Here is a 24293-nt window from a genome sequence, read left to right as displayed (position 1 = left end):
GCTCATTTAGGTGTAAACCATGATCATATTCTCATAACGTTTCTGAATATAAAGTGAGCGCATTCAGCACATAAGTTTAATAAATAGACAATAGGGTGTATTTAGATGAGTAAAGTAGCTGTTTTTATTATTTTTTGTTGTTCAATTATACTTGTTTTATTTTCGTTGACGCGACAATCAACGGAAGAGTCAAAGCCAGTCATTGAAGAGGCAAAATTAGTAACTGAAGAACCAAAACAAGTAATTGAAGCGCCAAAACAAGCAATTGATGAGTCAAGAATCGGCTATACGACACTAGCGGAGCTATCAGGTGTGCCTTGGGGTTTGGCTCAGTTAGATAATGATACATTTATATATACCTTAAGAAAGGGTGAGTCCGGACTTGTTGATAAAACAACAGGAGAGGTGACGCCTTTAACGGGTTTACCGTCTATCGCATCAGTAGGTCAAGGTGGCTTATTAGATGTTGCTGTACCCAAAGACTACACCGCTGGTCAGTGGATTTACTTTACCTACAGCAAAATGAGTGATGGCCTTGCGGTAACAACGCTGGCGAGAACGCGGTTGGACGGTACACAATTTGTTGATTGGACCGATTTGTTCGTCAGTAACTCAGGCACAGATAAAGGCCAGCACTTTGGTAGTCGTATTGCATTTGATGATCAAGGTTTTGTCTATTTTGGTATCGGTGACAGGGGTGTACGAGAGAATGCCCAAAACTTAGAAAATGATGCGGGTTCAATTATTCGGATGAAGCGTGATGGTACTTTACGAGAAACGTATAGTTATGGTCATAGAAACCCTCAAGGACTGACCTTCGACTCAAAAACTCAGCGACTGTGGGAAGCGGAGCATGGGCCTCGCGGTGGCGATGAAATTAATATTATTGAGCAGGGTAAAAACTACGGTTGGCCTGTCATTTCATATGGTAAAGAGTACTGGGGGCCCATAGCTGTGGGTGAAGGTACTGAAAAAGAGGGAGTGGAGCAGCCTGTGAAGGTTTATATTCCATCGATTGCGCCAAGTAGTTTGGTTGTTTACAGAGGTGACGTTTTTCCTGACTGGGAGGGCGACTTGCTGCTCGGTGCATTAGTGCTGACACACATCAACCATATTAAGTTAGATGAGTCAGGAAAGCCTGTGAAAGAGACACGTTTGCTGGAATCATTAGGTGAACGAATTAGAGCCTTGCTGGTTGCGACTGATGGTCATGTCTATTTCAGCACGGATAGCGGTAAAATAATGCGCTTACTACCTGATCAATAACTGAGTCGGTTATACTACCTATTCAAATCTAATAATTGCTAAGTTGAGAAAGAACTTATGAGTTCAATAAGCGTGTGGGCAACATTAAATAAAGAAGCCAGTGAAGTCATTAAAACAGAGCCTTTGTTGGCGAGTTATGTCTACGCTTGTGTTCTGAACCATCCAAACTTTGAAGCGAGCTTGAGCTTTATCTTATCGAATAAGATTGCTGATAATGTGATGCCTGCAATGGCTATTCGCGAGCTGTTTGAAAACGCCTATAAGCGCTGCCCAGATGTGATCAATAATGCAAAGCATGACTTGAGAGCGGTGTTTGAACGTGACCCTGCGATTGATTCTATGTTGACTATATTACTCAACTTAAAAGGCTATCTAGCGATTCAGTCACACCGGCTTGCACATTGCTTGTGGGATGATAATCGTAAAGAGCTTGCTATGTTTATTCAAAGCCGTAACTCGGAAGTGTTTGGTGTCGACATTCACCCTGCGAGCCGCATTGGTAAGGGCGTTATGTTTGACCATGCAACGGGTATTGTTGTTGGTGAAACCGCGGTGATCGGTGACAACGTCTCGATCATGCAGCAAGTGACCTTAGGTGGAACCGGTAATGAAACTGGCGATCGTCACCCTAAGATTTGCTCAGGAGTATTGGTTGGTGCAGGTGCTATTATTTTGGGTAATGTCAAAGTAGGTCGTGGCGCTAAAGTAGGAGCGGGTAGTGTTGTATTAACCGATGTAGCCCCTCATACCACCGTTGCGGGTGTACCTTCAAAAGTCGTTGGTAAGCCAAATTGTGACAACCCCGCTCACTCAATGCAGCAAAATGATTTTGCTGACTGTTTTGGCAAAGATTAAACGACACACTTAAATGCAGTCAGAACAATTCCCTAGCACTACCAAACAATGGCATTGGAAAGTACTGCTACTGGCTTGGCCCATTATTCTATCTAACCTATCAGTACCGCTGGTAGGTATGGTTGATACAGCCGTCGTTGGTCAGTTAGATGACCCTAAATATATGGGTGCTGTGGCGGTTGGTGCGATCATATTTAGCAGTGTGTTTTGGGTGTTTGGCTTTCTCAGAATGGGCACCACCGGGTTTGTTTCACAAGCCCATGGTGCTAATAACGACCAAGAAGTTAGCTTCAGTTTACTTCGTGCATTAACGATTGCTGTTGTCTGCGGGTTGTTACTGATAGTGCTACAGCAGCCCATCGCTAGCCTCGCTTTGTACTTCATGGGCGCAGGCGAAACGATCACTCCTCTGGTTGATGAATACTATTCAATACGTATTTTTAGTGCCCCAGCGACCTTTATCAATTACTGCATTTTAGGTGCTTTGATTGGTATGCAGCGCATGCGCTTAGCGTTACTCATTCAACTACTGCTAAACGGTTGTAACCTGTTCCTAGATATTTTATTTGTTAGTTACTTAGGTTGGGACTCTTCAGGTGTTGCTTTAGCCTCGGCGCTCAGTGATTACATCGCTGCTATTGTCGGTTTGTGGCTGTTACGTGAGTACTTGAAGGTTGATTGGCGGGACACTAAAAACACGCTTCAAGCCTTGTACGAGAAAAGTGCTTTGCAGGCGATGTTTGTTGTTAATGGCAATTTGTTTATTCGTACATTGTTACTCACGAGTGCATTTTTCTACTTTACTTCACAAGGTGCTCAGTTTGGTGTCGCGACCTTAGCAGCAAACGCTATCTTGATTAATTTGTTTCAAACCATGGCCTATGGCTTAGATGGCTTTGCTCATGCCGCTGAAGCGTTGTCGGGCGGTGCTTATGGTGCAAAAAACCGTCCTGCGTTTATTCAGTCAGTGAAGTCGAGTAGCTTATGGGCCGGTATTATGGCCGTTTTACTAGTGGTGTTTTACGCGCTGTTTGGTTCGTGGATAATTAGTGTTATGACGGTCAATGATGAAGTCATTACGTTAGCAAATGAATACTTACCTTGGTTGATATTTGCGCCACTTATTACTGTTTGGAGTTACCAGTTCGACGGTGTATTTATTGGTGCGACGGCGACTAAAGTGATGCGAAATACTGTGGGTATTTCTCTGGCCGTTTATATCATTGCATCGTTGGTGCTGATCTCGGCAATGGGTAATCACGGTCTGTGGTTGAGCTTGATGCTGTTTATGCTGATGCGTGGCATCACCTTAGGTATGGCTTATCCTAAGTTACTTCAGTCACAGGCTTGGAAAGTTATGTAGTGGGTTCACTCGCTACCTATTTCAATTTGCATCCATTTACGTCAAATAAGACGTTACCATTGGCACTAGCGACTAAATAAGAATTGAGGAAAGGATGATGGCGACAGTTATAGCATTTGATATTTACGGCACACTGATCAATACCCACGGGGTTGTCACTCGCTTGCAAGAGTATATCGGTGACAACGCTCAAACCTTCTCAAATGTTTGGCGAGATAAGCAGTTAGAGTACTCGTTTCGCCGAGGCTTAATGAATAGCTATCAACCCTTTAGTGTCTGTACAAGTCAGGCCTTGGATTATGTTGATCAAATGCTAAGTACTGGCTTAAGTGATTCACAGAAGTCTTCGTTGCTGGCAGAATATCGAGTGTTACCAGCATTTGAGGATGTGATCGAGTCACTAACGACGCTAAAATCAGCTGGCCACAAAATGTATGCGTTCTCAAATGGCACTGCGGATGCGGTAGAAGGTTTACTGGCGAATGCGGGTATTCGGGAGTTGTTTGATGGGGTTGTTAGTGTTGACCCGCTTCAGACTTTCAAGCCTAATCCAGATGTTTATGCACACATGGTGAAAACGGGTGGCGCTACTGTAGCTGAGACGTGGTTGATTTCTAGTAACCCATTTGACGTGATCGGTGCGGCTACAGCAGGGCTAAAAACAGCTTGGATACAGCGTAGTCAATCTACTGTATTTGACCCTTGGGGCGTTGAGCCTACGGTGGTAGTTGAGAGTCTTACGCAGCTTGCCCTTGACGCTAATATGCTCAAAGCACCAACTGTTTAAGACCCAAAGGCTTAAGGGGTCAATTGCTTAAGCAACTCCATTATTTCCAGCGTCTTCTCATTATCTTCGCCAAACGTTAACTTGCTTGCAGCCAACGCTCTTTCATAATAATCCTTAGTCACAGGGTACTCCTGCTTCATCTCATGGAGTGCGCCTAGCTTTATAAACGTAGCTATAGTGTCTGGATTATTAAGGCGCTTATACCGTAGCTGAGTGTTTTGGTAACCTTCAAACACACCTTCGTCTTCACTTATTGCTACTGTATCGCCTAATCGTTTTGCGAGTGATTGTTCAAGGTAACTTTGTGCCTGATCGAATTGCTTATCATCTTCAGCATTTACACCCAGCTTGAAGTAAGTACTTGCAACGCTATACGAGTTAACTTTTTTCAACTGAAGCTTAATGTTCAAAGACTTCAAGTAGTGGGCTTTCTCTTCTACTTTATTATCAAGCTGTGCGTATGAGCCTGCCATGCCTTCGTATAGGTCAGCTGTTTCAATAGTATTTTCATCGTTATCACTGATTCGCTTATCAACCAATTGCTGATAAATAGGGAGCGCTTTAGTGTGTTCACCTTGTGCAACAGCCTCTTGTATTGAGATTTCTTCTTTACTCTTTGACAGGTTCTCAAAAAACTCAGGATAAAAATGGTTAACTCCTAGTCCATAAATAACTAATGCAATAACACCGTAAAAAATTATGTTTGATTGGCGGTTTGTCATTTAATCCCTGTTTATTTCAAGTTAGTTTGTGAAGGGGATTTTATAGCTTAGTCGCATGAATTGTTAGCTTTCCAATGCTCTGTTTTGTATACGGTGTAAATCTAGCGTCAATCCAGCTTAAGACGTAGGGTCTTTTAACTTAGGGTTTACACTCGGTAATGCATCTAGCATTTCTTTTGTGCGATTCACTACCCACACAGGTTTTCCCTGCCATATCACACGTATTAGCTGTCCCGGCTAGACCTTACTAATATCAACTTCTACAGGTGCTCCAGCGGCTAAGGCACGAGCGCTGGGCGTTAATGAGCTAATGAATGGAATTACTATTGCACCAAGGCCTACTGTGCCGACGGCTGAAGTCGCTTTGATAAGAAAACGTCTACGTTTATTATCTATGTTGGTATCTGACATTTTGTTTATTCCTAATATGAGGATGTTTTCTGCAATATAGGAGCTTTTGAATTTAAGTGATTTGATAAATATCAAACTAGGGAAAATTTAGTGTTTATTTAGCTAACCTCGTTTATTCTGAGGCTGCTTTACTAGCTTTAGGAAGAAAGAGGCATGACTAGTTCAAATGTGGTTCAATTTCCAACTGCCCAAAAAATTGAGCACTATCAAAATACTCAACAGGCGGCTGATTTCTTAAATGTTAGTCAACCGTATTTCGACGAGTTGTTGAGTAAGGGTGAAATTCCATTTCGTAGGGTCGGTTCTGAACGTCTTGTAGTTGTTAAAATTAAAGATGTGCTCGGCTATAAAAAACAGGAAGACCAATCCCGATTTAATGTTTTGGAAGAATAGCTAAATCAAGCGACGCATCTTTTGGTAAGAAAAGAAGACGTAGATAATTAAAATGAAAAAGCCCCAGCAATGTAGTTAGTTGCTGAGGCTTTGTTATGCTACAAACAGATCACCAATACCCCAACGCCTTCCACCACAAGCTTCCTGCAACCGTCCAAATAGTGAGATTGACGATGCTCATAATGAAGCCTGTCTTCCACCAGTCGCCCATAGACACAAAACCTGAGCCGAAGATCACTGGCGCAGTCCCTGTCGCGTAGTGCGTTAGGGTCATCATTAGCGATGACGCGCCTGCCAACATAAATGCTAGGAATACAGGTGGAGCGCCGAGTGCTAAACCAACCGTGTAGAACGCGGCGAACATGGCGGTGATGTGTGCGGTAGTGCTGGCAAAAAAGTAGTGTGCGTAAAAGTAGATCGCGATCAGTATGGCGACTGATAATTCCCAACCTAAATCAAGTGCACCGATACTGCCGCCAATGAATGTTGAGAACCAAGAAATAAGGCCTAGCTTATCGAGATAACTTGCCATCATAACTAGGGCTGAGAACCAGATAATAGTGTCCCAAGCTGACTTTTCTCCCAGTATGTCTTGCCACGTGAGTACCTTGGTGACGAGTAGCGTTGAGAGGCCTAAGAAGGCGACGGTGGTGGAGTTAAATTTAAACTCGTCACCAAAGATCATGCTGGGAATATTTGCCCACAATAAAATCATTCCCAAGAATACCGCGATCATGATTTTCTCTGCGCCTTTTATTGAGCCCATTTCCGCTAATTTGTCTTTAGCAAAGGTGCGTGCGCTAGGTGTTGATTTGATTTCTGGTGGATAAATTAGGTAGATCACTAATGGCATCAGCAATATGCAAAGTATGCCGGGGACGAAAGCCGCTAACGCCCACATGCCCCACGTAATACTGACTTCTGAGCCAGTTGCTTTGGCAACTAAGTCCACAATGAGTGGATTGGGCGCTGTAGCAGTGATAAACATGGCGGAAGTGATTGGGTTGGTTTGATAGTTAACCAGCGCTAAATAGTGTCCGATCTTCCGAGATGTTCCATTATCAGGTGAGGAGTCAAAGCTTGCCGCGATGGACTTCATGACCGGATGGATAATCGCGCCACCACGAGCCGTATTGCTAGGTGTTACAGGGGCAATTAATAGCTCAGATATCGCTAGCGAGTAACCTATACCTAAAGTGCGCTTACCAAATAAGGCGATGAAGTTGTAGCCAATACGATTTCCTAAACCTGTTTTAACGAGGCCTCGTGAAATCATAATAGCAATACCGATTAACCAGATCAGTGAATTGGAGAAGCCACTCAGGGCATCTTTCATCGCTGTTGAAGGGTTATCGCTGGTCACGCCTGTGACGGCAACGAGTGTAATCGCAAGCAGCGCAATGGCACCAATAGGCATAGCTTTGCCGATGATGGCAGCGATCGTACCGACGAATAACGCGAGTAAGTGCCAAGCGTCTGGCGTTACGCCCTCAGGAACGGGAATGACAAACCAAATGATCAGGCCAATAACGATGGCGATGATGCTGGATTTTGTATTGATTAATGATGGGTCAGACATAGTGTTCTCAGTAGTCTTTAGTTTCAAAGCGATAAACTGAATTTACACCGAGTGTTATTACGATTCCTTGATCTATCTCAATTGTTTTGCGTTTAATTCAGATCCACTTTAAATCCACTTAAGCACACCGAAACAAACCAATCCCACCAGCACCGTCAGTAACAAATTACGTGATACCAGTGATGTAATAAATGCCGCAATCGCTGCTATTAAATAATGGTTTTGAAACGCGATAAATATCTCACCGTCTTGCACCAAGGTTGATTTAACGATAATGCATGTCAAAACTGCGGTAGGAACGAAGTGGAGCGCCTTAGACAGCCAAAGCGGGATGCTAATGCGTCCTGCTAAGGCAAAGGGAATGTAACGAGGTATGAAGGTCAGTAGCGCCATACCTAAGATCAGTAACCCGTAACTCATTTCACGACCTCACGTTGTAAATATTCAATGACCATTGCGACGCCAATTGCGAGTAAGGATGAAAACAGCAGTCCTGTCTGATGTGGCCAGTCGTGGGTGAGACAAATACTGATGGCTGCGGTGAACGCACAGGCCCAGTCAGCGCGTCGCTGCAATGCGGGAACAACGATGCCGACAAACGCAACGACCATCGCCACGTCTAATCCCCAGTTAGCAATATCAGGGATGCTTTGTCCCATTGCCATACCTACCCAGCTAAAGAAAAACCAATTGCTGTACATAAATAAGGCAGAGCCAAGGTAATAGGGAATGAATCCTGCTTGATCATTGTCGCCTGTTTGTCTGTGCTTAATGATAGCGAAGGTTTCATCAGTCATCCAAAATGCCATGGGTACGCGCAGTAAGCGGGGCACATGGGCAAGTTGTGGCATGAGAGATGCTGAGTACAGTAAGTGTCTCAAGTTGACGACAAAGACCGTAAGTACGATGACGGCAAAAGGAGTGCCACTAGCAATGAGTGCGACCGCAATAAACTGTGAGGCGCCAGCAAAGACAAAGATCGACATCGCCATAATCACCCACTCAGGAATACCATTGGCAATAGCGAGTGCGCCATAGATAACCGCAAAGGGTGTTGCTGCGATAATGAGCGGCGTGGTGTGGCGCGCACCGGCGAGAAACTCACTCTTTGCTGATGGGGTGAAACTTAGCGTTTGTCTCATGTCATTCTTTATTTAGTGGTGAGGGCTTAGTTTAGAGCGTTCTTGCGAGGTGTTTATAGTACAAACTTGCGCTAATGTGAGATTTTCATCATGCGTTGGTAAGCACCGGGTGTGATGCCGAATGCCTTTTTGAAATGGCGGTTGAAATGACTTTGGTCGGTAAAGCCACAGCTCGCGGCAACCTCTGATGGTTTCACTCCACTCAGTAGTTGTTGTTTTGCAGAGTGTATTTGTCGTTGGTTTTGATAGGCGTGTGGTGGTAGTCCAGTCGTTTTCGCAAACAACCGTGCAAGGTAGAAAGGGCTTAGTCCTGACAGGCTAGCAAGCGCTGCCAGTGAGATGTTTTGGTCAAAGTGACTATCGATATACTCTCGTACTAGCTGTACGGCTTTCGGCTCTTTGCCGAGTGTTTGTAGACGAGTTCGCTGTTTGCTGTGCCTACTGATCAAGCTAGTCATGCTGGCTAGGTACATTGACTCACGCAGCAGCTGATTGGTCGACTGTTGCAAGCAAGTGTATAGCTGGCGAAGTTGATTAGCGACGATTGGGTCATGTACCACGGCATCTGGAAACCAAGGAATGGCAGTGTCACTACTGTTTTGGAATTCACTTGAAATGGCCATTAACTTTTCTGGCTTTGGGTAAATGGCTCGATAGGACCAACCATTGTCAGTGGCACGACAGCCATCGTGAACTTGGTCTGCATTGACAATAATAATGCTGTTTTTAGCGGCCAAATGATTGCTGCCAGAGCGGTAAAAGCGTTGTGCGCCTGATTCGATAACTCCAATGCAAAAGCCATCATGCACATGTTTTGAAAAGGTCTGATTGGTATAACGTGCGTGAAGTAACTCCAAACCGCCAAGGTCTTTTGCATAACTGTAGTTAGATTGGTTGTTATGCATGGGCTGGCCTAGATAGAGAATTGCTTTGTATGTGGTGGTTTTAATTAGTTTAACACTGATCTCTTTTGGCAAGATTGTACAATCTTGCGCTTAAATTTAAATATTACGGTGAGTTAGATAAAGATGAAAGGGCTGCATGACGTAGGGGAAATAGGGGGTTCACTATTGGTAAATGAGCTAGTTACTATTAATAATTGGTCTTATCAGTAAAGTATCCGCTTATGTTGTTTTCGTGAGTCTTGTCACACTGTTAGTATCGGACGTATTAAAAATAAATAACACCTTTAATTACAGGAGTATACCCAGAAATGCCGTTACCAGAACCCGCCCAGCGAGAGCTTTTACACCGAAGAAGTGTCTACTGTGATGCCTTTCGCCGTGAGGACGGTTTGTGGGATATCGATGCACGCATGACGGATATCAAAACTTATGATATTGCAGAGAATGAAGAAGGCAACTCATGGGCAACGGATGAGCCGTACCATGATATGCATTTGCGTATTACGCTAGATAAGCAATTCTTGATTCATAAGGTGTCAGCGGCTATGGACTCAATGCCATTTGGTATGTGTACGCGTATTAATAAGGCGTTTAAGAAGCTAGAGGGTACGCGTATTGGTCCTGGCTGGCATAGTAAAACACGAGAGTTGTTGGGTGGTATTCAGGGCTGTACGCATTTGCATGACTTGTTAAAGCCGATTGCGACAACCGCGGTTCAAGCGATATTCCCACTGTCGGATGAGAAGGTACGCAAGGCTAGTGCGGTGCTTGCGTTGAACTCTTGCCACACATGGTCACAGTCTAGTGACATGGTGAAGGTGCATTTTTCAGAATTGTATGTTTCTGAGAGTAGTAAGCGCTTTGAAAAAGACTTGATGGGCTAAAGAATTAATGCAGCCAGAGCGTTATTTCTGGCTGCATTAATGGCTTAACTGAAAACTTTGTTACACGCTTTCTGGTAGTTAATTTCTTCTTCTTCGTTGGTTGTGATAGTGAGATCAAGATCGCGAAGATGTCCGTCATTAATAGAATAAATCAGTCCATGTACAGCGACTTCTTGGCCTCTAGCCCAAGCATCTTCGATGGTCATTGTATTGCAGATGTTTTTGACTTGCTCAACAACATTTATTTCACATAAACGGTCGAGTTTCTCTTGTTCATCTTCAATTAAGTCTAAGTTTTTTTCATGTTTTGTCATGGTGTCACGTACATGTAGCAGCCAGTTATCAACTAGGCCATGACGCTCACGTCCGAGTGCCGCTTTAATACCACCGCAAGAGTAGTGACCACAGACGATAACGTGTTTAACTTTTAACACGTCAACGGCAAACTGAAGTGCTGTTAGGCAGTTCATGTCTGAGTGAACGACTTGGTTTGCAACATTACGCTGTACGAATACTTCACCTGGTTGAAGGTTTAGTATGTCGTTTGCAGGAACGCGACTGTCAGAGCAACCGATCCAGAAGTATTCTGGTGTTTGTTGTTGTTGAAGCGCCTCAAAAAAATGAGGGTCTCTTTTGAGCATTTTAGCAGCCCACTTTTTGTTGTTTTCAAACAGTGTTTCAAGCATTTAATTTCCTCATTAGTCTTTGCGGCGATCAGTATAGCTCCACACAATTACTTACTCAATATAGCGTTTAACGCCTCATCAATATCAGAGTATTTGAACTCGAAGCCACTCGAGACCGCTTTTTCTGGGATCACACGTTGACCACATAGTAGTAACTCTTTACCCATATCTCCCATTAACAGCTTTAAAACAAAGCCGGGTAGCGGTAAGAAAGCAGGGCGGTTTAACGCTTTACCCAGTGCTTTAGAGAAGGTTTTATTATCAACCGGTGTCGGTGCCGTCCCATTAATTGGGCCTGATAACGTTTCTGTTTCTATAATGTGGCAGATCATACTGACAAGGTCATCTCGGTGAATCCAAGACATAAATTGCTTGCCTGAGCCCATCGGCCCGCCCAGCCCAAATTTGAATGGGGGAAGCATTTTAGTCAATGCCCCACCGTCTTTCTCTAACACAATCCCTGTGCGTAAGTAGCAAGCTCTAATGTTCAGTGCTTCAGCCTTTTTCGCGGCAGCTTCCCAGTCTTTACACAATCTGCTAGAAAAGCTTTTATCACCAATGGACTTTTCAGTTAGCTTTTCATCGCCTTTTAATCCATAAAAGCCGGTCGCAGAGCCACTTATAAACACGCTGGGTTTTTCAGTAGCTCGCTCAAAGTAAGCAATAAGATCTTTAGTTGTATCAATACGGCTAGCGCGGAGTTGTTTTCTGATTTTATCAGACCATTTTTTATCAGCGATACCTTGGCCTGCAAGGTTGATAACTACGTCAAAATGCTCTCGACCACTAATTGCACCAATGCGTGTGATTGTTTCGATCTTATTATCGAACTGTTGTTTGGTTTTTTCAGCTTCACGACTCAGTACGGTTATTTTATAGCCCTTATCTAGTAACACGGGAATAAGGCTTGAGCCGATAAAGCCAGAGCCGCCGGTGATCAAACATGTCTTATTGCTCATTGAATTATTCCTGTTGAATAGGGTAACTGCATAATCGTAAATAGTGTCGCTAATCTACACTACCATCCACTCCACAACATCAACTGATTGGTGTTGTTAACTTAAGATAATACACTCAGCGTTATAGTAAAAATAAGCAGCTATAAATCAGGTTATTTTAAGACGTACTATTCTCTTGTCTACGATACTTGCCCGGAGGGATGCCTGTTAGCTCTTTGAAAGCTGCATAGAAATTAGATTGACTGGTAAAACCTACAGACAAACCAATGGATAATACCGAGGCACTTGGCTCATCAATCAATAGTCGCTTTGCTGCGTTGATGCGGTGCTCTCTTATGTATTGAGAGAAGCCTTTGTTGAGTCGTGTGTTTACTAGTTCAGAGAGTTGGTGCGTCGTCAGGTCCAATAAATCAGCCAGTGTTGAAAGCTTCAAGTCTTCTTGTTCGTAGAGTTTATCGTTGATGATCAGCTTATCAAGTTGCTGTAGTGTTGCTTGTTCATCGATGTTTTTAAGCGTTGATTCTGCATAAACCGCTTTAGCCACTTCACTCACATTTTCAATGACTTTAGGTGACATCATTAGTACGAGCATGACCATAAATACTGCTGAAGCGATCAGTATGGAGTACAGGGTAAAAAACCATCTCTCAGCAATGAGTGGCATGGAGAAGGCGAGTAATATGACAAGGACTGCAATACAGAATAAAGCCGCTAACCCAAACAGTTCAGCCTTAAAGCGACTGCGTTGTTCTTTGAGTTGGTAGAGTCTAGCGGCAATCCAAACGAGGTAGCCAGTACCGACTAAAAATGCCCCCAAAAAGCCCCAAGGGTAAATAATGGTGTTAGGCAAAAACAAGCAAACAAGGGCAGGTAAATAGTGAAGAAACTGAGCGGGTTGTTTAGTCTTTTCACTGCCTAATAACACGATGCTAAAGCCATAAAAGCTGGGTGCAATAATAAACAGTAAGCACAGATATAATGAAGAGTTTATGGTGTCATGGGTGCCATTTAGAAAGCCTAAATGAGCTAGTTGCAAGCCGGAAATACCGAGTAGCAAAACGATTGCTGAGACTCTTGAAAATATCCCTTCTTGTTCTGTGCTGCCGCGTATTTGTGTGAACGCCAACAGCAGAGAACTGAAAAGGGTAAATCCAATCAATAAAATAGCAAAGTTTTGCATGCAACAGGTGCCAATAAGTAAACGTACTTAGCAGTTTAACCTGCTTTTAGTGCGGCTGCATGATAAGCAATATGCTCACCGATAAACGATGCGATAAAGTGATAACTATGGTCGTAACCTGCTTGTAAACGTAGTTCTAACGGTTGTCCGACAGCATCACAGGCTGCTTTTAGGTTTTCTGGTAGCAGTTGACCTTCATCATAAAACTCATCCGCTAAACCAGAATCGATAAGAATATTGGACACGCGCGCGCCATTCTTTACGAGTTCCGTTGCGTCGTAGTCGCCCCAAGTGCTTTCATCGCGACCTAAATACGCTGTGAAACATCCTTTACCCCAGCAGCAGTTTATTGGGTTACAGATTGGTGAGAATGCTGAGACAGAGCGATAGCCGTCAGGGTTTTTCAATGCACATATTAATGCACCATGACCGCCCATAGAGTGACCAGATACTGATTTAATGCCTGCAAGTAGCGGCAGCTCTGCCTCTAATAACGCAGGTAATTCATCCGTTACATACTCGTACATATTGTAATTAGCTGAGTATGGTGCTTCTGTCGCTGTTACGTAGAAGCCTGCTCCCTTTCCGAGGTCATAACGGTCTGCTTCGTCCGCAACATCATCGCCACGTGGGCTAGTGTCTGGGAAAACAATCGCGATACCGTGTTCCGTAGCATAACGTTGTGCGCCAGCTTTGGTACGTGCATTATCATCATTACACGTTAGGCCTGACAACCAGTACAGCGCGGGCACAGGGCCAGCTTCTGCTTGAGGTGGTAGGTACACAGAGAACGTCATTTCGCAGTTATTAACGGCTGACCGATGTGTGTAGCGGTTTAAATAACCGCCACACTCTTTAATACTTTCAATTTTTTGCATGAGGCGTCCTTACATCAAGATTACAGAGCGGATGCTTTTACCTTCGTGCATCAGGTCAAAGGCTTTGTTTATGTCTTCAAGGCCCATCGTGTGCGTCACCATACTGTCTAGCTCGATCTCGCCCGCCATATAACGCTCAACGTATCCTGGCAGCTCTGTACGGCCTTTAACGCCACCAAATGCAGAACCTTTCCATGTACGACCAACCACAAGGTTAAATGGACGAGTCTGGATTTCTTGACCAGCACCAGCAACACCGATAACCGTTGAAACGCCCCAACCCATATGCGTACATTCTAGTGCGTCACGCATAACGTGTACGTTACCAATACACTCAAATGAGTAGTCAACACCGCCGTTTGTAAGTTCTTGAATGTATTCGCTTGTTGATCCACCGATTTCGCTTGGGTTAACGAAGTCAGTTGCGCCAAGTGCTTTAGCCATTTCCCACTTATCTGGGTTAACGTCTATCGCTAGAATACGTGAAGCACCCGCCATAACGGCACCTTGAATGCATGAAAGACCAATGCCGCCTAAACCAAATACTGCAACAGTAGCACCTGCTTCCACTTTAGCCGTATTCAACACTGCACCAATACCCGTTGTAACACCACAACCAAGTAAGCACACCTTATCGAGTGGTGCTGCTTTGTTGATTTTTGCTAGTGCGATTTCTGGAACAACCGTATACTCAGAGAAGGTTGAGCAGCCCATGTAGTGATAAATATCTTGTCCACGCGCTTTAAAGCGACGTGTACCGTCAGGCATAAAACCAGTCCAGATTGTTGGCGCGATTGTCTGGCATAGATTTGACTTAGTGGTATTGCAATACTCACAGTCGCCGCACTCAGCGATATACAGTGGAATCACGTGATCGCCAACTTCAAGGTTTTTAACGCCTGAGCCAACTTCTACTACTTCACAGCCACCTTCGTGACCCAAAATAGCAGGGAATACACCTTCTGGATCTTCACCAGACATAGTGAAAGCGTCAGTGTGGCAAACGCCTGTTGCGTGTACTTTTAGAAGAACTTCACCTTCTTTAGGACCTGCTACTTCTACATCCTCGATTTCTAGCTTTTGTTTTGGGCCCCAGGCGATTGCTGCTTTGCACTTCATGGTTGAACTCCGTGTTTAATATGGTGTATGGCTAATTTATCAGTAAAAATAGAATGAACCTTCACTTTTGTCAATTGATAGTTTTTAAGGTGAGTTGTATTATCCTAAATATGCCATATCTAAAAAAACCGAACCCAACGCCTGAGCCTATCGATTGTCGTATTTTGACCGCTGCACTTGAGTTGTTTGCAAAAAACGGCTTCCACACCGTCTCTATACACCAAATACAAGTACAAGCGTCTGTGAGTATTGGCTCAATCTATAATCACTTTGGAGGTAAGGAGGGGATTGCTAAAGCCCTTTTTGATCATGTGGCCATTGAGTTTGATGAAGTTGTCCAAGATGGAATGGCAATGAGTGAGAAACCAGTGGCGCAGTGTGCAGAGATAATCCGTTTATTGTTTACTTATACAGACTCGCATCCCTACATTATTTCTTATATTTTGAATATGCGACATGCAGATTTATTGGCCAACCAGCCAAGCATCTACGATACCTCTGGTTTTATAAAGATCAGTGAGATTATAAAAGAGGGACAGGCGCGTGGTGAGTTTCTGCCGTTAAATGACTCCGTTGCTTTCTCATCTATTTTTGGTTCAGCGTTGAGAATGATTCAAATGCGGCTTGATGGTTTGATTGAGCAACCATTGGTGGAAACACTAGATGATATTCTTATGAGTACCTTCGATGGCGCGTGTACTGAGAAAGGTTTGTTTATGAGTCATGCGCTGAATAGCGAACGTGTAGCGTAATGAGTTCTGAAAGGAATATGGCGTATTTAATCGTTGAGTTTTAAAAAACATCAGACACAAAAAAAGCCGAACAGTTACGATCGGCCTTTTTATGCAGTACGCGTTATTGGTGTTTAACCACCAGCACCCGCTACCATACTAATCATTACACCCGCTGCGATCGCAGATCCAATAACACCCGCAACGTTTGGACCCATTGCATGCATGAGTAGGTGGTTATGAGGATTCGCCTCAAGTCCGACCTTGTTGGATACACGTGCCGCCATCGGAACTGCTGATACACCCGCAGAACCAATCAGTGGATTGATCGGTGTCTTGCTGTACTTATTCATAATCTTAGCAAGCAATACACCTGACGCAGTACCAATACAGAATGCTAATGCACCCAGACCTAAGATACCTAGCGTCTCCCAGTTAAGGAACTTGTCAGAACTCATTTTCGAGCCAACACCTAAACCTAGGAAGATCGTTACGATATTGATCAATGCATTTTGAGCAGTGTCGCTTAGACGCTCAACAACACCAGACTCACGCATCAAGTTACCAAAGCAGAACATGCCCAGTAATGGTGCTGCACTAGGCAAGACCATTGCTACCAAGATAAGTACAGCTAGTGGGAACACAATCTTTTCAGATTTTGTTACCGGACGTAACTGAGTCATCGCGATTGCACGTTCAGCAGGCGTCGTCAGTGCGCGCATGATTGGTGGTTGAATGATTGGAACTAGCGCCATGTATGAGTAAGCTGCTACGGCAATCGGACCTAACAGGTCTGGTGCCAACTTACTGGCAACAAAGATAGCGGTTGGGCCATCTGCTCCCCCGATAATACCGATCGCTGCTGCATCATTGATTGTGAAATCTAAGATACCCATAGAGCTAAGCGCTACTGCGCCAAGTACGGTCGCAAAAATACCAAACTGCGCTGCTGCACCCAATAATAATGTCTTAGGATTTGCTAGTAGCGGACCAAAGTCAGTCATCGCACCAACACCCATAAAGATGATCAGTGGGAACATGCCTGAGGCGATACCGGCGTTATAGATGTAATACAACATCCCGCCAGGACTAGTCATGTGACCCGCTGCATCATAAACAGGCGCAGCTTCCATACCTGTGCCAGGTATGTTGACTAGTATCGTACCAACAGCAATAGGTACTAGTAGCAAAGGCTCAAAGCCTTTTTTGATTGCAAGGAATAGTAATCCTAAACCAACTATCATCATGGCCGCTTGACCAAAATGTAGCTGAGCGATTCCGGAGTCGTTCCAGAGTGTTAATAGATTATCCATTAGTCTCGTCCTAGGCCAGTGTAACCAAAGTGTCGCCCAGTGCTACAACATCACCTTCTTTCACTAAGACTTCGACAACTGTTGCGCTTCTCGGCGCGACAACGGTAATTTCCATTTTCATTGCTTCAAGGATGACCATTACGTCACCTTCTTCAACAAGATCACCTGGTTCAGCAAGTACTTTAAATACGTTACCACCCATTGGAGCAGGGAAGCCTTCACCAGTACCGGCTGCTGGAGCAGCTGCGCTGATTGCAGGGCTAGCCGCAGTAACAGAAGCTGGAACAATACCGCTGATATCACCGCCGTTTGCAACAGTAACGACGTGATCAACACCGTCAACAGTCACCGTGTAAACTTCTTCACCAGCATCTGTTTTAACGGTGTCGCTTTCGTTACCTGTTGGAACAGGCTCAAATGCGTCAGGGTTACCACGGTTCTCAAGGAACTTAAGACCAATTTGTGGGAATAGTGCGTAAGTCAGGACATCATCAATTAAGCCTTCACCTTCAGTAAGCTTGAAGTCTTTTTCCTTAGCAATTGATACTAGCTCTTCAGTTAGCTTATCCAACTCATCATCAATCAAGTCAGCCGGGCGACAAGTGATAAGCTCATCACCTGCTAGTGCTGTCTTTTGTAGTTCAGCATCAACAGGTGCCGGTGTTGCACCATATTCACCACGTAGTACGCCTGCCGCTTCACCAGTAAGCTTTTTATAACGCTCGCCAGTTAATACGTTTAGTACTGCTTGAGTACCAACAATTTGAGAGGTTGGTGTTACTAAAGGAATGTAACCAAGATCTTTACGAACCTTAGGAATTTCTAAAAGAACGGCATCAAGTTTATCGCCAGCGCCTTGCTCTCTTAACTGGCCTTCCATGTTAGTTAACATGCCGCCAGGTACTTGCGCTAACAAAATGCGTGAGTCGATACCTTGTAGAGAGCCTTCCCATTTAGCGTACTTCTTACGTACATCACGGAAGTATGCAGCTATCTCTTCTAATAGCTCCAACTTCAAGCCCGTTGCACGAGGAGTATTTTCAAGCATCGCTACAACAGATTCGGTTGGCGAGTGGCTATAAGTCATCGACATAGACGAAATAGACGTATCTACACGATCAACACCGGCTTCGATAGCTTTCAAGTTAGTCGCTGTAGAAAGACCTGTTGTTGCGTGACAGTGGAGGTGAATTGGCACATTAACGACTTTCTTAAGCTCGGTCACTAGCTCGAAACCAACGTAGGGCTTCAGTAGACCAGCCATGTCTTTAATACAAATAGAGTCACAACCGATGTCTTCTAGACGACGTGCCATGTCCAACCAACCCTGTAGGTCATGAACTGGGCTAAGCGTGTATGACATCGTTGCTTGTGCGTGCTTACCTGTCGCCTTAACTGCTTTAAGGGCAGTTTCTAGGTTACGAGTATCATTCATCGCATCAAACACGCGGAATACATCAACACCATTAATCGCTGCACGCTCAACAAACTTGTTGACCACGTCATCAGCATAATGGCGGTAGCCTAGAATGTTCTGTGCACGAAATAGCATCTGCTGAGGGGTATTTGGCATTGCCGCTTTAAGCTGGCGAATACGGTCCCAAGGGTCTTCACCCAAGAAACGGATACAAGAATCGAAGGTTGCACCACCCCATGTCTCAACAGACCAGTACCCAACCTGATCAAGTTTCTCAGCAATAGGCAGCATGTCAGCAAGGCGCATGCGTGTCGCAAACAAAGACTGATGTCCGTCACGTAAAACGACGTCCGTAATCTGTACAGGTTGCGTGGAATTATTCTCGGTATTTGAATTCTGACTCATAGTACTTTGGCTATTCTCAAAAAATTTGGATGTTCGGTTATATCAGTGGTTACTGACGCTGGCGGTGTTGCTCTACTGCTGCCTGAATAATCTTCAGTGTAGCGGGTGCAATGGCTGCGCCTGTAATGGCTGGTTTCTTCTTACGAGTAGGAGCTTCAACTACCTTCTCTGGAAACCAAGTAACAATGATTTTCGACATGACGCTGGTGATAACAATGAGCAGTGCTAAGAAAACAAACACAGTTCCCATGCCAAAGAGCATTAAGTCAATCCCTTGGTCAATTAAAGAGCTATTCATAGTGCAATATGAGTCCTCGAGGTGGAGTGCAATAACTATCTTTCCGAGTTGCTGAGATGGTCAAATAGTTTCAGGAAATTTATCAAATTAATGACAACAAATAATCCACAAGCTTAATGTGTCGCAGTCAAAAGCTATGCGGAATCGGCGTTAAAACTATCGAGATTAATAAGACTTGTCAATTTGCAATACGAGCAAAGTTTACATTAACGTAAATTATCGGCTTTATTAATCATCATATTCAATATATCTTATACTTATTTTTAGAAAAAAATTACATCTTTCTTACTTAAATTAAGTAGTTAAGCTACAAAATACTGTTTTTAGATAATAAGTGCAGCCCGTTGATAAAGCCTTTTTACGGTCATTAGATATTGTTAACCTGATTACCTAACGCGGTACTAATAGCATTTTTTATTGTGTAAATAAGTGTTTTTAGTACAAGTAGAGCTGAGTTTGTTAAAGTAACTTTTCAATATTAAAGGTAGTCTAGTTGGCATGTTTGATAACGTAACAGTAGTGGTGATCGCGGGCGGTCAAGGGCGTCGTTTTGGCGGTCAAGATAAAGGGTTGGTAGAGGTTTGTGGTAAGCCACTTATTGAGCATATTTTAGCTCAACTTAAACCCTATGATGTCAATGTTGTTATTAGCGCTAATCGAAATTTAGGGATTTATAAGGCTTATGGATATCCTGTTATAGGTGATCGTTTAACTAATTTTCAAGGTCCGCTCGCTGGGATAGCCAGTGTAATGCATGAAATTAGTACAGATTATTTAGTTGCGCTACCTTGTGATGCAGTGTTGATTCCGACTGATTTCATTCAACGGTTAACGCGAATACAGACAGAAGAAAATGCCGAAATCGTTGTTGCGAGTGACGGTAAGCGTATTCAACCGATACATTCTTTGATTTCTGTGAGCTTACTCCCTAGCTTAGAGGCGTTTCTAGCGAGAGGTGAGCGTAAAGTTGATCGGTGGTTTGCTGAACATAATATGGTGATTGCTGATTTTAGTGATTCTCCTGAGGCTTTTCATAATTTCAATACTGAAGTGCAAAAGCAACAATACGAATCCGCTCAAGCTTCATTGCCTGAAAAAAAGCAGCAGATTGTTTATGTGAAGCCAGTATTAGGGTTTGCCGCGTTTAGCGGAACAGGAAAAACGACGCTTCTTAAGCAGTTGTTACCTTTATTAAACCAGCGCGGTTTGAAAGTTGCGATGATTAAGCACGCCCACCATACCTTGGATGTTGATCACAAAGGTAAGGATAGCTATGAGCTACGCAAAGCAGGAGCGGAGCAAATGTTGGTAGTTTCACGTAGCCAAGTCGCACTAATCCAAGATCTAAAAGATGGTCGTAGAGAGCCTAGTCTGCAAGAGTCGTTAGCAATGTTAAACGCGGATGTTTTGGATATGGTGCTGGTTGAAGGCTTTAAGCAGGTGTCCTTTCCTAAAATAGAGCTACATCGAGAGGGGTTGAATAAGCCGCTGCTATATACGGATGATGAAAATATTATTGCGTTTGCGAGTGAACAGCAGCCGACCGTCAATCAAGTTCCTTGGTTAGATTTGAACAACATAGAGCAGATTGCTGATTTTGTTTATGACTGGTACCAACAATCATTAACATAAGTTTCCGTTAAATGACTATTGCTGTTGTCGGGCACTGTGTAGAATGAAGTGAAGAATTTAATGAAGCCCCTCCTATGTCTGAGTTAGCCCCTCCCACTACTCTTGTCGATAAGTTTGGACGACAAATCAATTACTTGCGTATCTCAGTAACGGATCGTTGTGATTTGCGCTGCGTCTATTGTATGTCGGAAGATATGCAGTTTATGCCTCGTGCGAAATTACTGACGCTTGAAGAAATTGCGCGTATTGCCCAACAGTATGTGGATATGGGTGTGACCAAAATCCGTATTACCGGCGGTGAGCCATTGACGCGTCGTAATGTCATGAAGCTGTTTAATGACTTAGGTGCTATGGAAGGACTTGAAGATTTAACGGTCACTACTAATGGCACACTACTGACTAAGTATGCTGCTGAGCTTAAAAGTGCAGGAGTGACTCGTATTAATGTGAGTCTTGATACCTTACAAGCGGACCGCTTTAAAGCAATTACGCGTATCGGTGATATTCAAAAGACATTGGATGGAATTGATGCTGCGCTTACTCAAGGTTTCAAGAGTGTAAAGATTAATGCTGTGATTATGAAAAATCACAACGATGACGAAATTTTAGACCTTATCGAATATGTGCGTGAGCGTGACATGGATATTTCCTTTATTGAGGAAATGCCGCTCGGTGATATGGGTGAGCATGATCGGGATAAGTCTTATTGCTCGAGCGACCTTGTGCAAAAGACCATTGAAGAGCGTTATCCTTTGATGGCTACTCCTGAAAAGACGGGTGGGCCGTCACGTTACTTCCGTATGAATGAAAGTCTTTCACGCATTGGTTTTATTTCACCGCACAGTCATAATTTTTGTGATGACTGTAATCGTGTGCGGCTGACGGCAGAAGGGCGTTTATTATTGTGTCTAGGGCAAGAACACTCTGTTGATTTTAGAGCAGTTGTTAGAGCGAATCCAACAGATGATACCGCGCTAAGAAAAGCTATTATTGGCTCTTTGGCGATTAAGCCCAAAGGTCATGATTTTGATGTCACAGTGAAGCCGATTATTATGCGACACATGAGCGCAACGGGCGGCTAATCTGGTTTTGGTAATGCTTTTACTTTAACCGGTTTTTCAGGTTTTACAACATCAAACGTAACGACGACACGTAAGCCTGGGCGGTTATCGACTAATTCAACCGTACCATGGTGCCTTTCCACAACGGCTTTAACCAAACTTAGTCCTAAGCCGTTTCCAGGTGTGCTACGTGCGCTATCTAGTCGGGTAAATCGCTCAAAAACTTTCTCACGTTTATCGACCGGAATACCAATGCCGCTATCGGTAATCTCAATGACAACTTTATCGGCAATAAAATGCATTGAGAGCGTTATAGCACCGCCTTTTGGCGTAAATTTCACCGCATTATCAAGTAAGTTAGTGAAAGCCTGAGCGAGTAATTGGTGATCACCTAGAATATTACACGTGCCGTGAATACTGCTGGTAAAGGATATATTTGATTCTTCTGCGACGATTGAATACAGCTCTGTCAATTCATCCAAGAACGGTTTCAAATCAATCAGAGACCAGTCGTGTGCATTTTTACCTGACTCAGCTTGCGCGATACTCAGTAAGGAGTTGAATGTTCTGATGATGTCATCGATGTCTTGAATCGCTTCTTGCTGAACTTGCTGGTAACCCTCTTTATCGAGGTTTTCAATCAGTGAGACTTCCAGACGATTGCGTAAACGGTTTAATGGGTTTCGTAGGTCGTGCGCGAGGTTGTCTGTCACTTGATGCATGCTTTGCATCAGTTGTTCTATGCGTGACAGCATGGTGTTTAATGTTGTGCTCAAACGGTCAAATTCATCGTTCTTTTGAGTCACTTGCATGCGTTGACTTAAGTCTCCATCGATAATACCGCCAGCAGTTTGACGCACATTATTGATTCGACGCAATACGCTGTAACCCATAAGTGCACCACCGATAAGAGCGACGGTAAATAGGATGACAATTAAGATAACGATGACGTTTAAGATTCGTTTGAAGAGTTTTTCTCGTTCAAACAAGTCAGTCCCTACCAAGATTTGATAACCATCAGGCAGTAGGGTGAGTAAAATTCGGGCGGGCTGATCGAAGTCTTCAGTTTTTGTTTTAGGCGCCGTTATAACGGTCTGAAGAGGAACGGTCGCATAAGCATGATCTTGTGCTTTCCAGTCTTTATTGGGCGCTATTTCTTTTGCAAGATCTCGTTGAGAGCGTTTTAACAGTGCGTAGAGGAAGAAGCGCTCACGACCATCTGTGTTGAGCTGATTCATTTCTTGAGTCAAAGCGGTAATCTTGCCACTAGAATACAGTTGCAGTAGTGCTTCAGTTTCAACACGGAGTTGATAATCGGTTTGCTTTCTAATTTCATTAGACGAGTTCACGTAAATAACCATGACTGCGACAGCACTAATGATACTAAAAAGCAGCGCATAGACTAGGGATAGTCTAAACGCTGTCGTATTAACTAGCTTAAGACGCATGTAGCGAGTATCCCGCGCCTCTTACTGTGTGCAGCAATGCTGGAGTGAAGTCACGATCAACTTTACTGCGCAAGCGACTGATATGAACATCAATAACATTTGTTTGAGGATCGAAATGGTAGTCCCAAACATTCTCAAGAAGCATGGTGCGTGTCACTACTTCGTTTGCATGACGCATCAAGTATTCCAGAAGAGTAAACTCTCTAGGCTGTAAATGAATGACTTGACCAGCACGGGTAACTGAGTGCTTGATTAAATCCATCTGTAAGTCATGAACGCGTAATAACGTTTGCTCTTGAGCAGGGCTAGCACGTCGTACGAGGGCTTGCAGTCTCGCGAGCAGTTCACTGAACGCATAGGGCTTTACAAGGTAGTCATCGCCACCAGCGCGTAAACCTTCCACGCGGTCGTCGACATCACCCAGTGCGCTTAGTATGAGTACAGGTGTTTTGATTTTTTGCTCACGTAACTCTTTGATCACATCTAACCCATTTTTCTTGGGCAACATACGATCAATGATGAGTACATCGTACTGACCTGTCAGCGCCATATGGAATCCATCTTCCCCATTGTCGGCGTGATCAGCTACGTGGCCTGATTCTGCTAAACCTTTTTGTATAAAGCTTGCAGTCTGAGTATCGTCTTCAATTAGTAACATATGCATAGACATAGTATAGGCCAGACTGGCTAAAGGTATGTAATTAAGATTTGTTAAGGTGAGGCTAATTTAAATATCATCACTCATCCCAGCCTGTATGAATTTTTTAGTATTAGCTGATCGGGGTAGATCAAACTAGGACAAATGACGTAACCGTATACTAGGGAGTACAAGGTAGTGGCATACAGGCTGAATATGATG

Annotated in this window: 25 protein-coding genes; 9 read left to right on the top strand and 16 right to left on the bottom strand. The window is 43.8% G+C overall.

The annotated features are described in order from the left end of the window. Positions 1-105: 105 nt before the first annotated feature. The 4 genes from DKT75_RS11260 to DKT75_RS11245 all read left to right on the top strand — a co-directional run bounded on the left by DKT75_RS11260 (position 106) and on the right by DKT75_RS11245 (position 4271). Positions 106-1266, top strand: a complete 1161-nt coding sequence (locus DKT75_RS11260) for a PQQ-dependent sugar dehydrogenase (protein WP_109823531.1) — start codon at positions 106-108, stop codon at positions 1264-1266. A gap of 57 nt (positions 1267-1323) precedes the next feature. Further along, the gene (gene cysE, locus DKT75_RS11255; protein ID WP_109823530.1) at positions 1324-2121 is read left to right on the top strand and encodes a serine O-acetyltransferase; all 798 of its coding nucleotides are present in this window, start codon (positions 1324-1326) and stop codon (positions 2119-2121) included. A 13-nt stretch (positions 2122-2134) separates the two neighbouring features. Next, the gene (locus tag DKT75_RS11250; protein WP_109823529.1) at positions 2135-3484 is read left to right on the top strand and encodes an MATE family efflux transporter; all 1350 of its coding nucleotides are present in this window, start codon (positions 2135-2137) and stop codon (positions 3482-3484) included. Positions 3485-3581: 97 nt separating this feature from the next. Then, complete coding sequence (locus DKT75_RS11245; protein ID WP_109823528.1) at positions 3582-4271, top strand: haloacid dehalogenase type II; 690 nt, start codon at positions 3582-3584, stop codon at positions 4269-4271. 11 nt (positions 4272-4282) lie between these two features. Here DKT75_RS11245 and DKT75_RS11240 read toward each other — a convergent pair whose 3' ends face one another. Then, complete coding sequence (locus tag DKT75_RS11240; protein WP_109823527.1) at positions 4283-4993, bottom strand: tetratricopeptide repeat protein; 711 nt, start codon at positions 4991-4993, stop codon at positions 4283-4285. A gap of 237 nt (positions 4994-5230) precedes the next feature. Then, entirely contained in the window at positions 5231-5404 is a 174-nt protein-coding gene (locus tag DKT75_RS22275; protein ID WP_245923186.1) for a ubiquinol-cytochrome c reductase iron-sulfur subunit N-terminal domain-containing protein, read from the bottom strand. 153 nt (positions 5405-5557) lie between these two features. On the opposite strand from DKT75_RS22275, the gene DKT75_RS11230 reads away from it, so the two are divergent. Continuing rightward, complete coding sequence (locus DKT75_RS11230) at positions 5558-5797, top strand: excisionase family DNA-binding protein (RefSeq protein ID WP_109823526.1); 240 nt, start codon at positions 5558-5560, stop codon at positions 5795-5797. A gap of 109 nt (positions 5798-5906) precedes the next feature. Here DKT75_RS11230 and DKT75_RS11225 read toward each other — a convergent pair whose 3' ends face one another. The 4 genes from DKT75_RS11225 to DKT75_RS11210 all read right to left on the bottom strand — a co-directional run bounded on the left by DKT75_RS11225 (position 5907) and on the right by DKT75_RS11210 (position 9423). Continuing rightward, on the bottom strand, positions 5907-7376 hold the full coding sequence (locus tag DKT75_RS11225; RefSeq protein WP_109823525.1) for an anion permease: 1470 nt from the start codon (positions 7374-7376) through the stop codon (positions 5907-5909). 108 nt (positions 7377-7484) lie between these two features. Beyond that, positions 7485-7796 (bottom strand): AzlD domain-containing protein, encoded by a 312-nt coding sequence (locus tag DKT75_RS11220; RefSeq protein WP_109823524.1) that lies wholly within the window; start codon positions 7794-7796, stop codon positions 7485-7487. Continuing rightward, on the bottom strand, positions 7793-8518 hold the full coding sequence (locus tag DKT75_RS11215; RefSeq protein ID WP_109823523.1) for an AzlC family ABC transporter permease: 726 nt from the start codon (positions 8516-8518) through the stop codon (positions 7793-7795). Before DKT75_RS11215 ends, DKT75_RS11220 begins: the two co-directional genes overlap by 4 nt. Positions 8519-8589: 71 nt before the next feature. Next, positions 8590-9423, bottom strand: a complete 834-nt coding sequence (locus DKT75_RS11210) for an AraC family transcriptional regulator (RefSeq protein ID WP_109823522.1) — start codon at positions 9421-9423, stop codon at positions 8590-8592. Positions 9424-9731: 308 nt separating this feature from the next. Here DKT75_RS11210 and DKT75_RS11205 point away from each other — a divergent pair, with 308 nt between their 5' ends. Then, entirely contained in the window at positions 9732-10307 is a 576-nt protein-coding gene (locus DKT75_RS11205; RefSeq protein WP_109823521.1) for a DUF2889 domain-containing protein, read from the top strand. 44 nt (positions 10308-10351) lie between these two features. On the opposite strand, the gene can is transcribed toward DKT75_RS11205, so the two are convergent. The 5 genes from can to DKT75_RS11180 form a co-directional block, all read right to left on the bottom strand. Further along, a complete protein-coding gene (gene can / locus DKT75_RS11200) occupies positions 10352-10993 on the bottom strand; it encodes a carbonate dehydratase (protein ID WP_109823520.1) in 642 nt (213 codons plus the stop codon). 47 nt (positions 10994-11040) lie between these two features. Continuing rightward, the gene (locus DKT75_RS11195) at positions 11041-11952 is read right to left on the bottom strand and encodes a TIGR01777 family oxidoreductase (protein ID WP_109823519.1); all 912 of its coding nucleotides are present in this window, start codon (positions 11950-11952) and stop codon (positions 11041-11043) included. A gap of 157 nt (positions 11953-12109) precedes the next feature. Further along, positions 12110-13132: an AraC family transcriptional regulator gene (locus DKT75_RS11190; protein ID WP_109823518.1), complete on the bottom strand. Its 1023-nt coding sequence runs from the start codon at positions 13130-13132 to the stop codon at positions 12110-12112. A 35-nt stretch (positions 13133-13167) separates the two neighbouring features. After that, positions 13168-14010, bottom strand: coding sequence for an S-formylglutathione hydrolase (gene fghA, locus DKT75_RS11185; protein WP_109823517.1), 843 nt, complete (start codon positions 14008-14010; stop codon positions 13168-13170). 9 nt (positions 14011-14019) lie between these two features. Continuing rightward, positions 14020-15129, bottom strand: coding sequence for an S-(hydroxymethyl)glutathione dehydrogenase/class III alcohol dehydrogenase (locus DKT75_RS11180; RefSeq protein WP_109823516.1), 1110 nt, complete (start codon positions 15127-15129; stop codon positions 14020-14022). 110 nt (positions 15130-15239) lie between these two features. On the opposite strand from DKT75_RS11180, the gene DKT75_RS11175 reads away from it, so the two are divergent. Continuing rightward, positions 15240-15881 carry a TetR/AcrR family transcriptional regulator gene (locus tag DKT75_RS11175; protein ID WP_109823515.1) on the top strand — a complete coding sequence of 214 codons (642 nt, stop codon included), beginning with the start codon at positions 15240-15242 and terminating at the stop codon, positions 15879-15881. Between the two features lie 113 nt (positions 15882-15994). On the opposite strand, the gene DKT75_RS11170 is transcribed toward DKT75_RS11175, so the two are convergent. Genes DKT75_RS11170 through DKT75_RS11160 form a run of 3 tightly spaced genes read right to left on the bottom strand, consistent with a single transcriptional unit; the run spans position 15995 to position 19293 of the window. Further along, positions 15995-17173 (bottom strand): sodium ion-translocating decarboxylase subunit beta, encoded by a 1179-nt coding sequence (locus tag DKT75_RS11170; protein ID WP_109823514.1) that lies wholly within the window; start codon positions 17171-17173, stop codon positions 15995-15997. Positions 17174-17183: 10 nt separating this feature from the next. Beyond that, positions 17184-18995: a sodium-extruding oxaloacetate decarboxylase subunit alpha gene (gene oadA, locus DKT75_RS11165; protein ID WP_109823513.1), complete on the bottom strand. Its 1812-nt coding sequence runs from the start codon at positions 18993-18995 to the stop codon at positions 17184-17186. 49 nt (positions 18996-19044) lie between these two features. After that, entirely contained in the window at positions 19045-19293 is a 249-nt protein-coding gene (locus DKT75_RS11160) for an OadG family protein (RefSeq protein ID WP_109823512.1), read from the bottom strand. Positions 19294-19791: 498 nt separating this feature from the next. On the opposite strand from DKT75_RS11160, the gene mobA reads away from it, so the two are divergent. Then, the gene (gene mobA, locus DKT75_RS22270) at positions 19792-20925 is read left to right on the top strand and encodes a molybdenum cofactor guanylyltransferase MobA (RefSeq protein WP_109823511.1); all 1134 of its coding nucleotides are present in this window, start codon (positions 19792-19794) and stop codon (positions 20923-20925) included. A gap of 74 nt (positions 20926-20999) precedes the next feature. Then, positions 21000-22007: a GTP 3',8-cyclase MoaA gene (gene moaA / locus DKT75_RS11150; protein ID WP_109823510.1), complete on the top strand. Its 1008-nt coding sequence runs from the start codon at positions 21000-21002 to the stop codon at positions 22005-22007. Here moaA and DKT75_RS11145 read toward each other — a convergent pair. Continuing rightward, entirely contained in the window at positions 22004-23434 is a 1431-nt protein-coding gene (locus DKT75_RS11145; protein ID WP_109823509.1) for a sensor histidine kinase, read from the bottom strand. The genes moaA and DKT75_RS11145 overlap by 4 nt on opposite strands. Further along, positions 23424-24104 carry a winged helix-turn-helix domain-containing protein gene (locus tag DKT75_RS11140; RefSeq protein ID WP_342767337.1) on the bottom strand — a complete coding sequence of 227 codons (681 nt, stop codon included), beginning with the start codon at positions 24102-24104 and terminating at the stop codon, positions 23424-23426. Before DKT75_RS11140 ends, DKT75_RS11145 begins: the two co-directional genes overlap by 11 nt. Positions 24105-24293: the final 189 nt, after the last annotated feature.

The sequence above is a fragment of the Leucothrix arctica genome, from assembly GCF_003172895.1.
In the GTDB taxonomy this organism is placed as follows: Bacteria; Pseudomonadota; Gammaproteobacteria; order Thiotrichales; family Thiotrichaceae; genus Leucothrix; species Leucothrix arctica.
This window is presented reverse-complemented; position numbering and strand designations above follow the sequence as displayed.

Bases quoted from the DNA above. Each gene is read 5' to 3' on its own strand.
- mobA (WP_109823511.1), top strand. From the start codon at position 19,792: ATGTTTGATAACGTAACAGTAGTGGTGATCGCGGGCGGTCAAGGGCGT.
- DKT75_RS11205 (WP_109823521.1), top strand. From the start codon at position 9,732: ATGCCGTTACCAGAACCCGCCCAGCGAGAGCTTTTACACCGAAGAAGT.
- can (WP_109823520.1), bottom strand. From the start codon at position 10,993: ATGCTTGAAACACTGTTTGAAAACAACAAAAAGTGGGCTGCTAAAATG.
- DKT75_RS11190 (WP_109823518.1), bottom strand. From the start codon at position 13,132: ATGCAAAACTTTGCTATTTTATTGATTGGATTTACCCTTTTCAGTTCT.
- fghA (WP_109823517.1), bottom strand. From the start codon at position 14,010: ATGCAAAAAATTGAAAGTATTAAAGAGTGTGGCGGTTATTTAAACCGC.
- DKT75_RS11225 (WP_109823525.1), bottom strand. From the start codon at position 7,376: ATGTCTGACCCATCATTAATCAATACAAAATCCAGCATCATCGCCATC.
- DKT75_RS11250 (WP_109823529.1), top strand. From the start codon at position 2,135: ATGCAGTCAGAACAATTCCCTAGCACTACCAAACAATGGCATTGGAAA.
- DKT75_RS11260 (WP_109823531.1), top strand. From the start codon at position 106: ATGAGTAAAGTAGCTGTTTTTATTATTTTTTGTTGTTCAATTATACTT.
- DKT75_RS11160 (WP_109823512.1), bottom strand. From the start codon at position 19,293: ATGAATAGCTCTTTAATTGACCAAGGGATTGACTTAATGCTCTTTGGC.
- DKT75_RS11195 (WP_109823519.1), bottom strand. From the start codon at position 11,952: ATGAGCAATAAGACATGTTTGATCACCGGCGGCTCTGGCTTTATCGGC.
- DKT75_RS11215 (WP_109823523.1), bottom strand. From the start codon at position 8,518: ATGAGACAAACGCTAAGTTTCACCCCATCAGCAAAGAGTGAGTTTCTC.
- DKT75_RS11175 (WP_109823515.1), top strand. From the start codon at position 15,240: ATGCCATATCTAAAAAAACCGAACCCAACGCCTGAGCCTATCGATTGT.
- DKT75_RS11220 (WP_109823524.1), bottom strand. From the start codon at position 7,796: ATGAGTTACGGGTTACTGATCTTAGGTATGGCGCTACTGACCTTCATA.
- DKT75_RS11180 (WP_109823516.1), bottom strand. From the start codon at position 15,129: ATGAAGTGCAAAGCAGCAATCGCCTGGGGCCCAAAACAAAAGCTAGAA.
- DKT75_RS11145 (WP_109823509.1), bottom strand. From the start codon at position 23,434: ATGCGTCTTAAGCTAGTTAATACGACAGCGTTTAGACTATCCCTAGTC.
- DKT75_RS22275 (WP_245923186.1), bottom strand. From the start codon at position 5,404: ATGTCAGATACCAACATAGATAATAAACGTAGACGTTTTCTTATCAAA.
- oadA (WP_109823513.1), bottom strand. From the start codon at position 18,995: ATGAGTCAGAATTCAAATACCGAGAATAATTCCACGCAACCTGTACAG.
- DKT75_RS11230 (WP_109823526.1), top strand. From the start codon at position 5,558: ATGACTAGTTCAAATGTGGTTCAATTTCCAACTGCCCAAAAAATTGAG.
- DKT75_RS11140 (WP_342767337.1), bottom strand. From the start codon at position 24,104: ATGTCTATGCATATGTTACTAATTGAAGACGATACTCAGACTGCAAGC.
- moaA (WP_109823510.1), top strand. From the start codon at position 21,000: ATGTCTGAGTTAGCCCCTCCCACTACTCTTGTCGATAAGTTTGGACGA.
- DKT75_RS11240 (WP_109823527.1), bottom strand. From the start codon at position 4,993: ATGACAAACCGCCAATCAAACATAATTTTTTACGGTGTTATTGCATTA.
- DKT75_RS11170 (WP_109823514.1), bottom strand. From the start codon at position 17,173: ATGGATAATCTATTAACACTCTGGAACGACTCCGGAATCGCTCAGCTA.
- DKT75_RS11245 (WP_109823528.1), top strand. From the start codon at position 3,582: ATGGCGACAGTTATAGCATTTGATATTTACGGCACACTGATCAATACC.
- DKT75_RS11210 (WP_109823522.1), bottom strand. From the start codon at position 9,423: ATGCATAACAACCAATCTAACTACAGTTATGCAAAAGACCTTGGCGGT.
- cysE (WP_109823530.1), top strand. From the start codon at position 1,324: ATGAGTTCAATAAGCGTGTGGGCAACATTAAATAAAGAAGCCAGTGAA.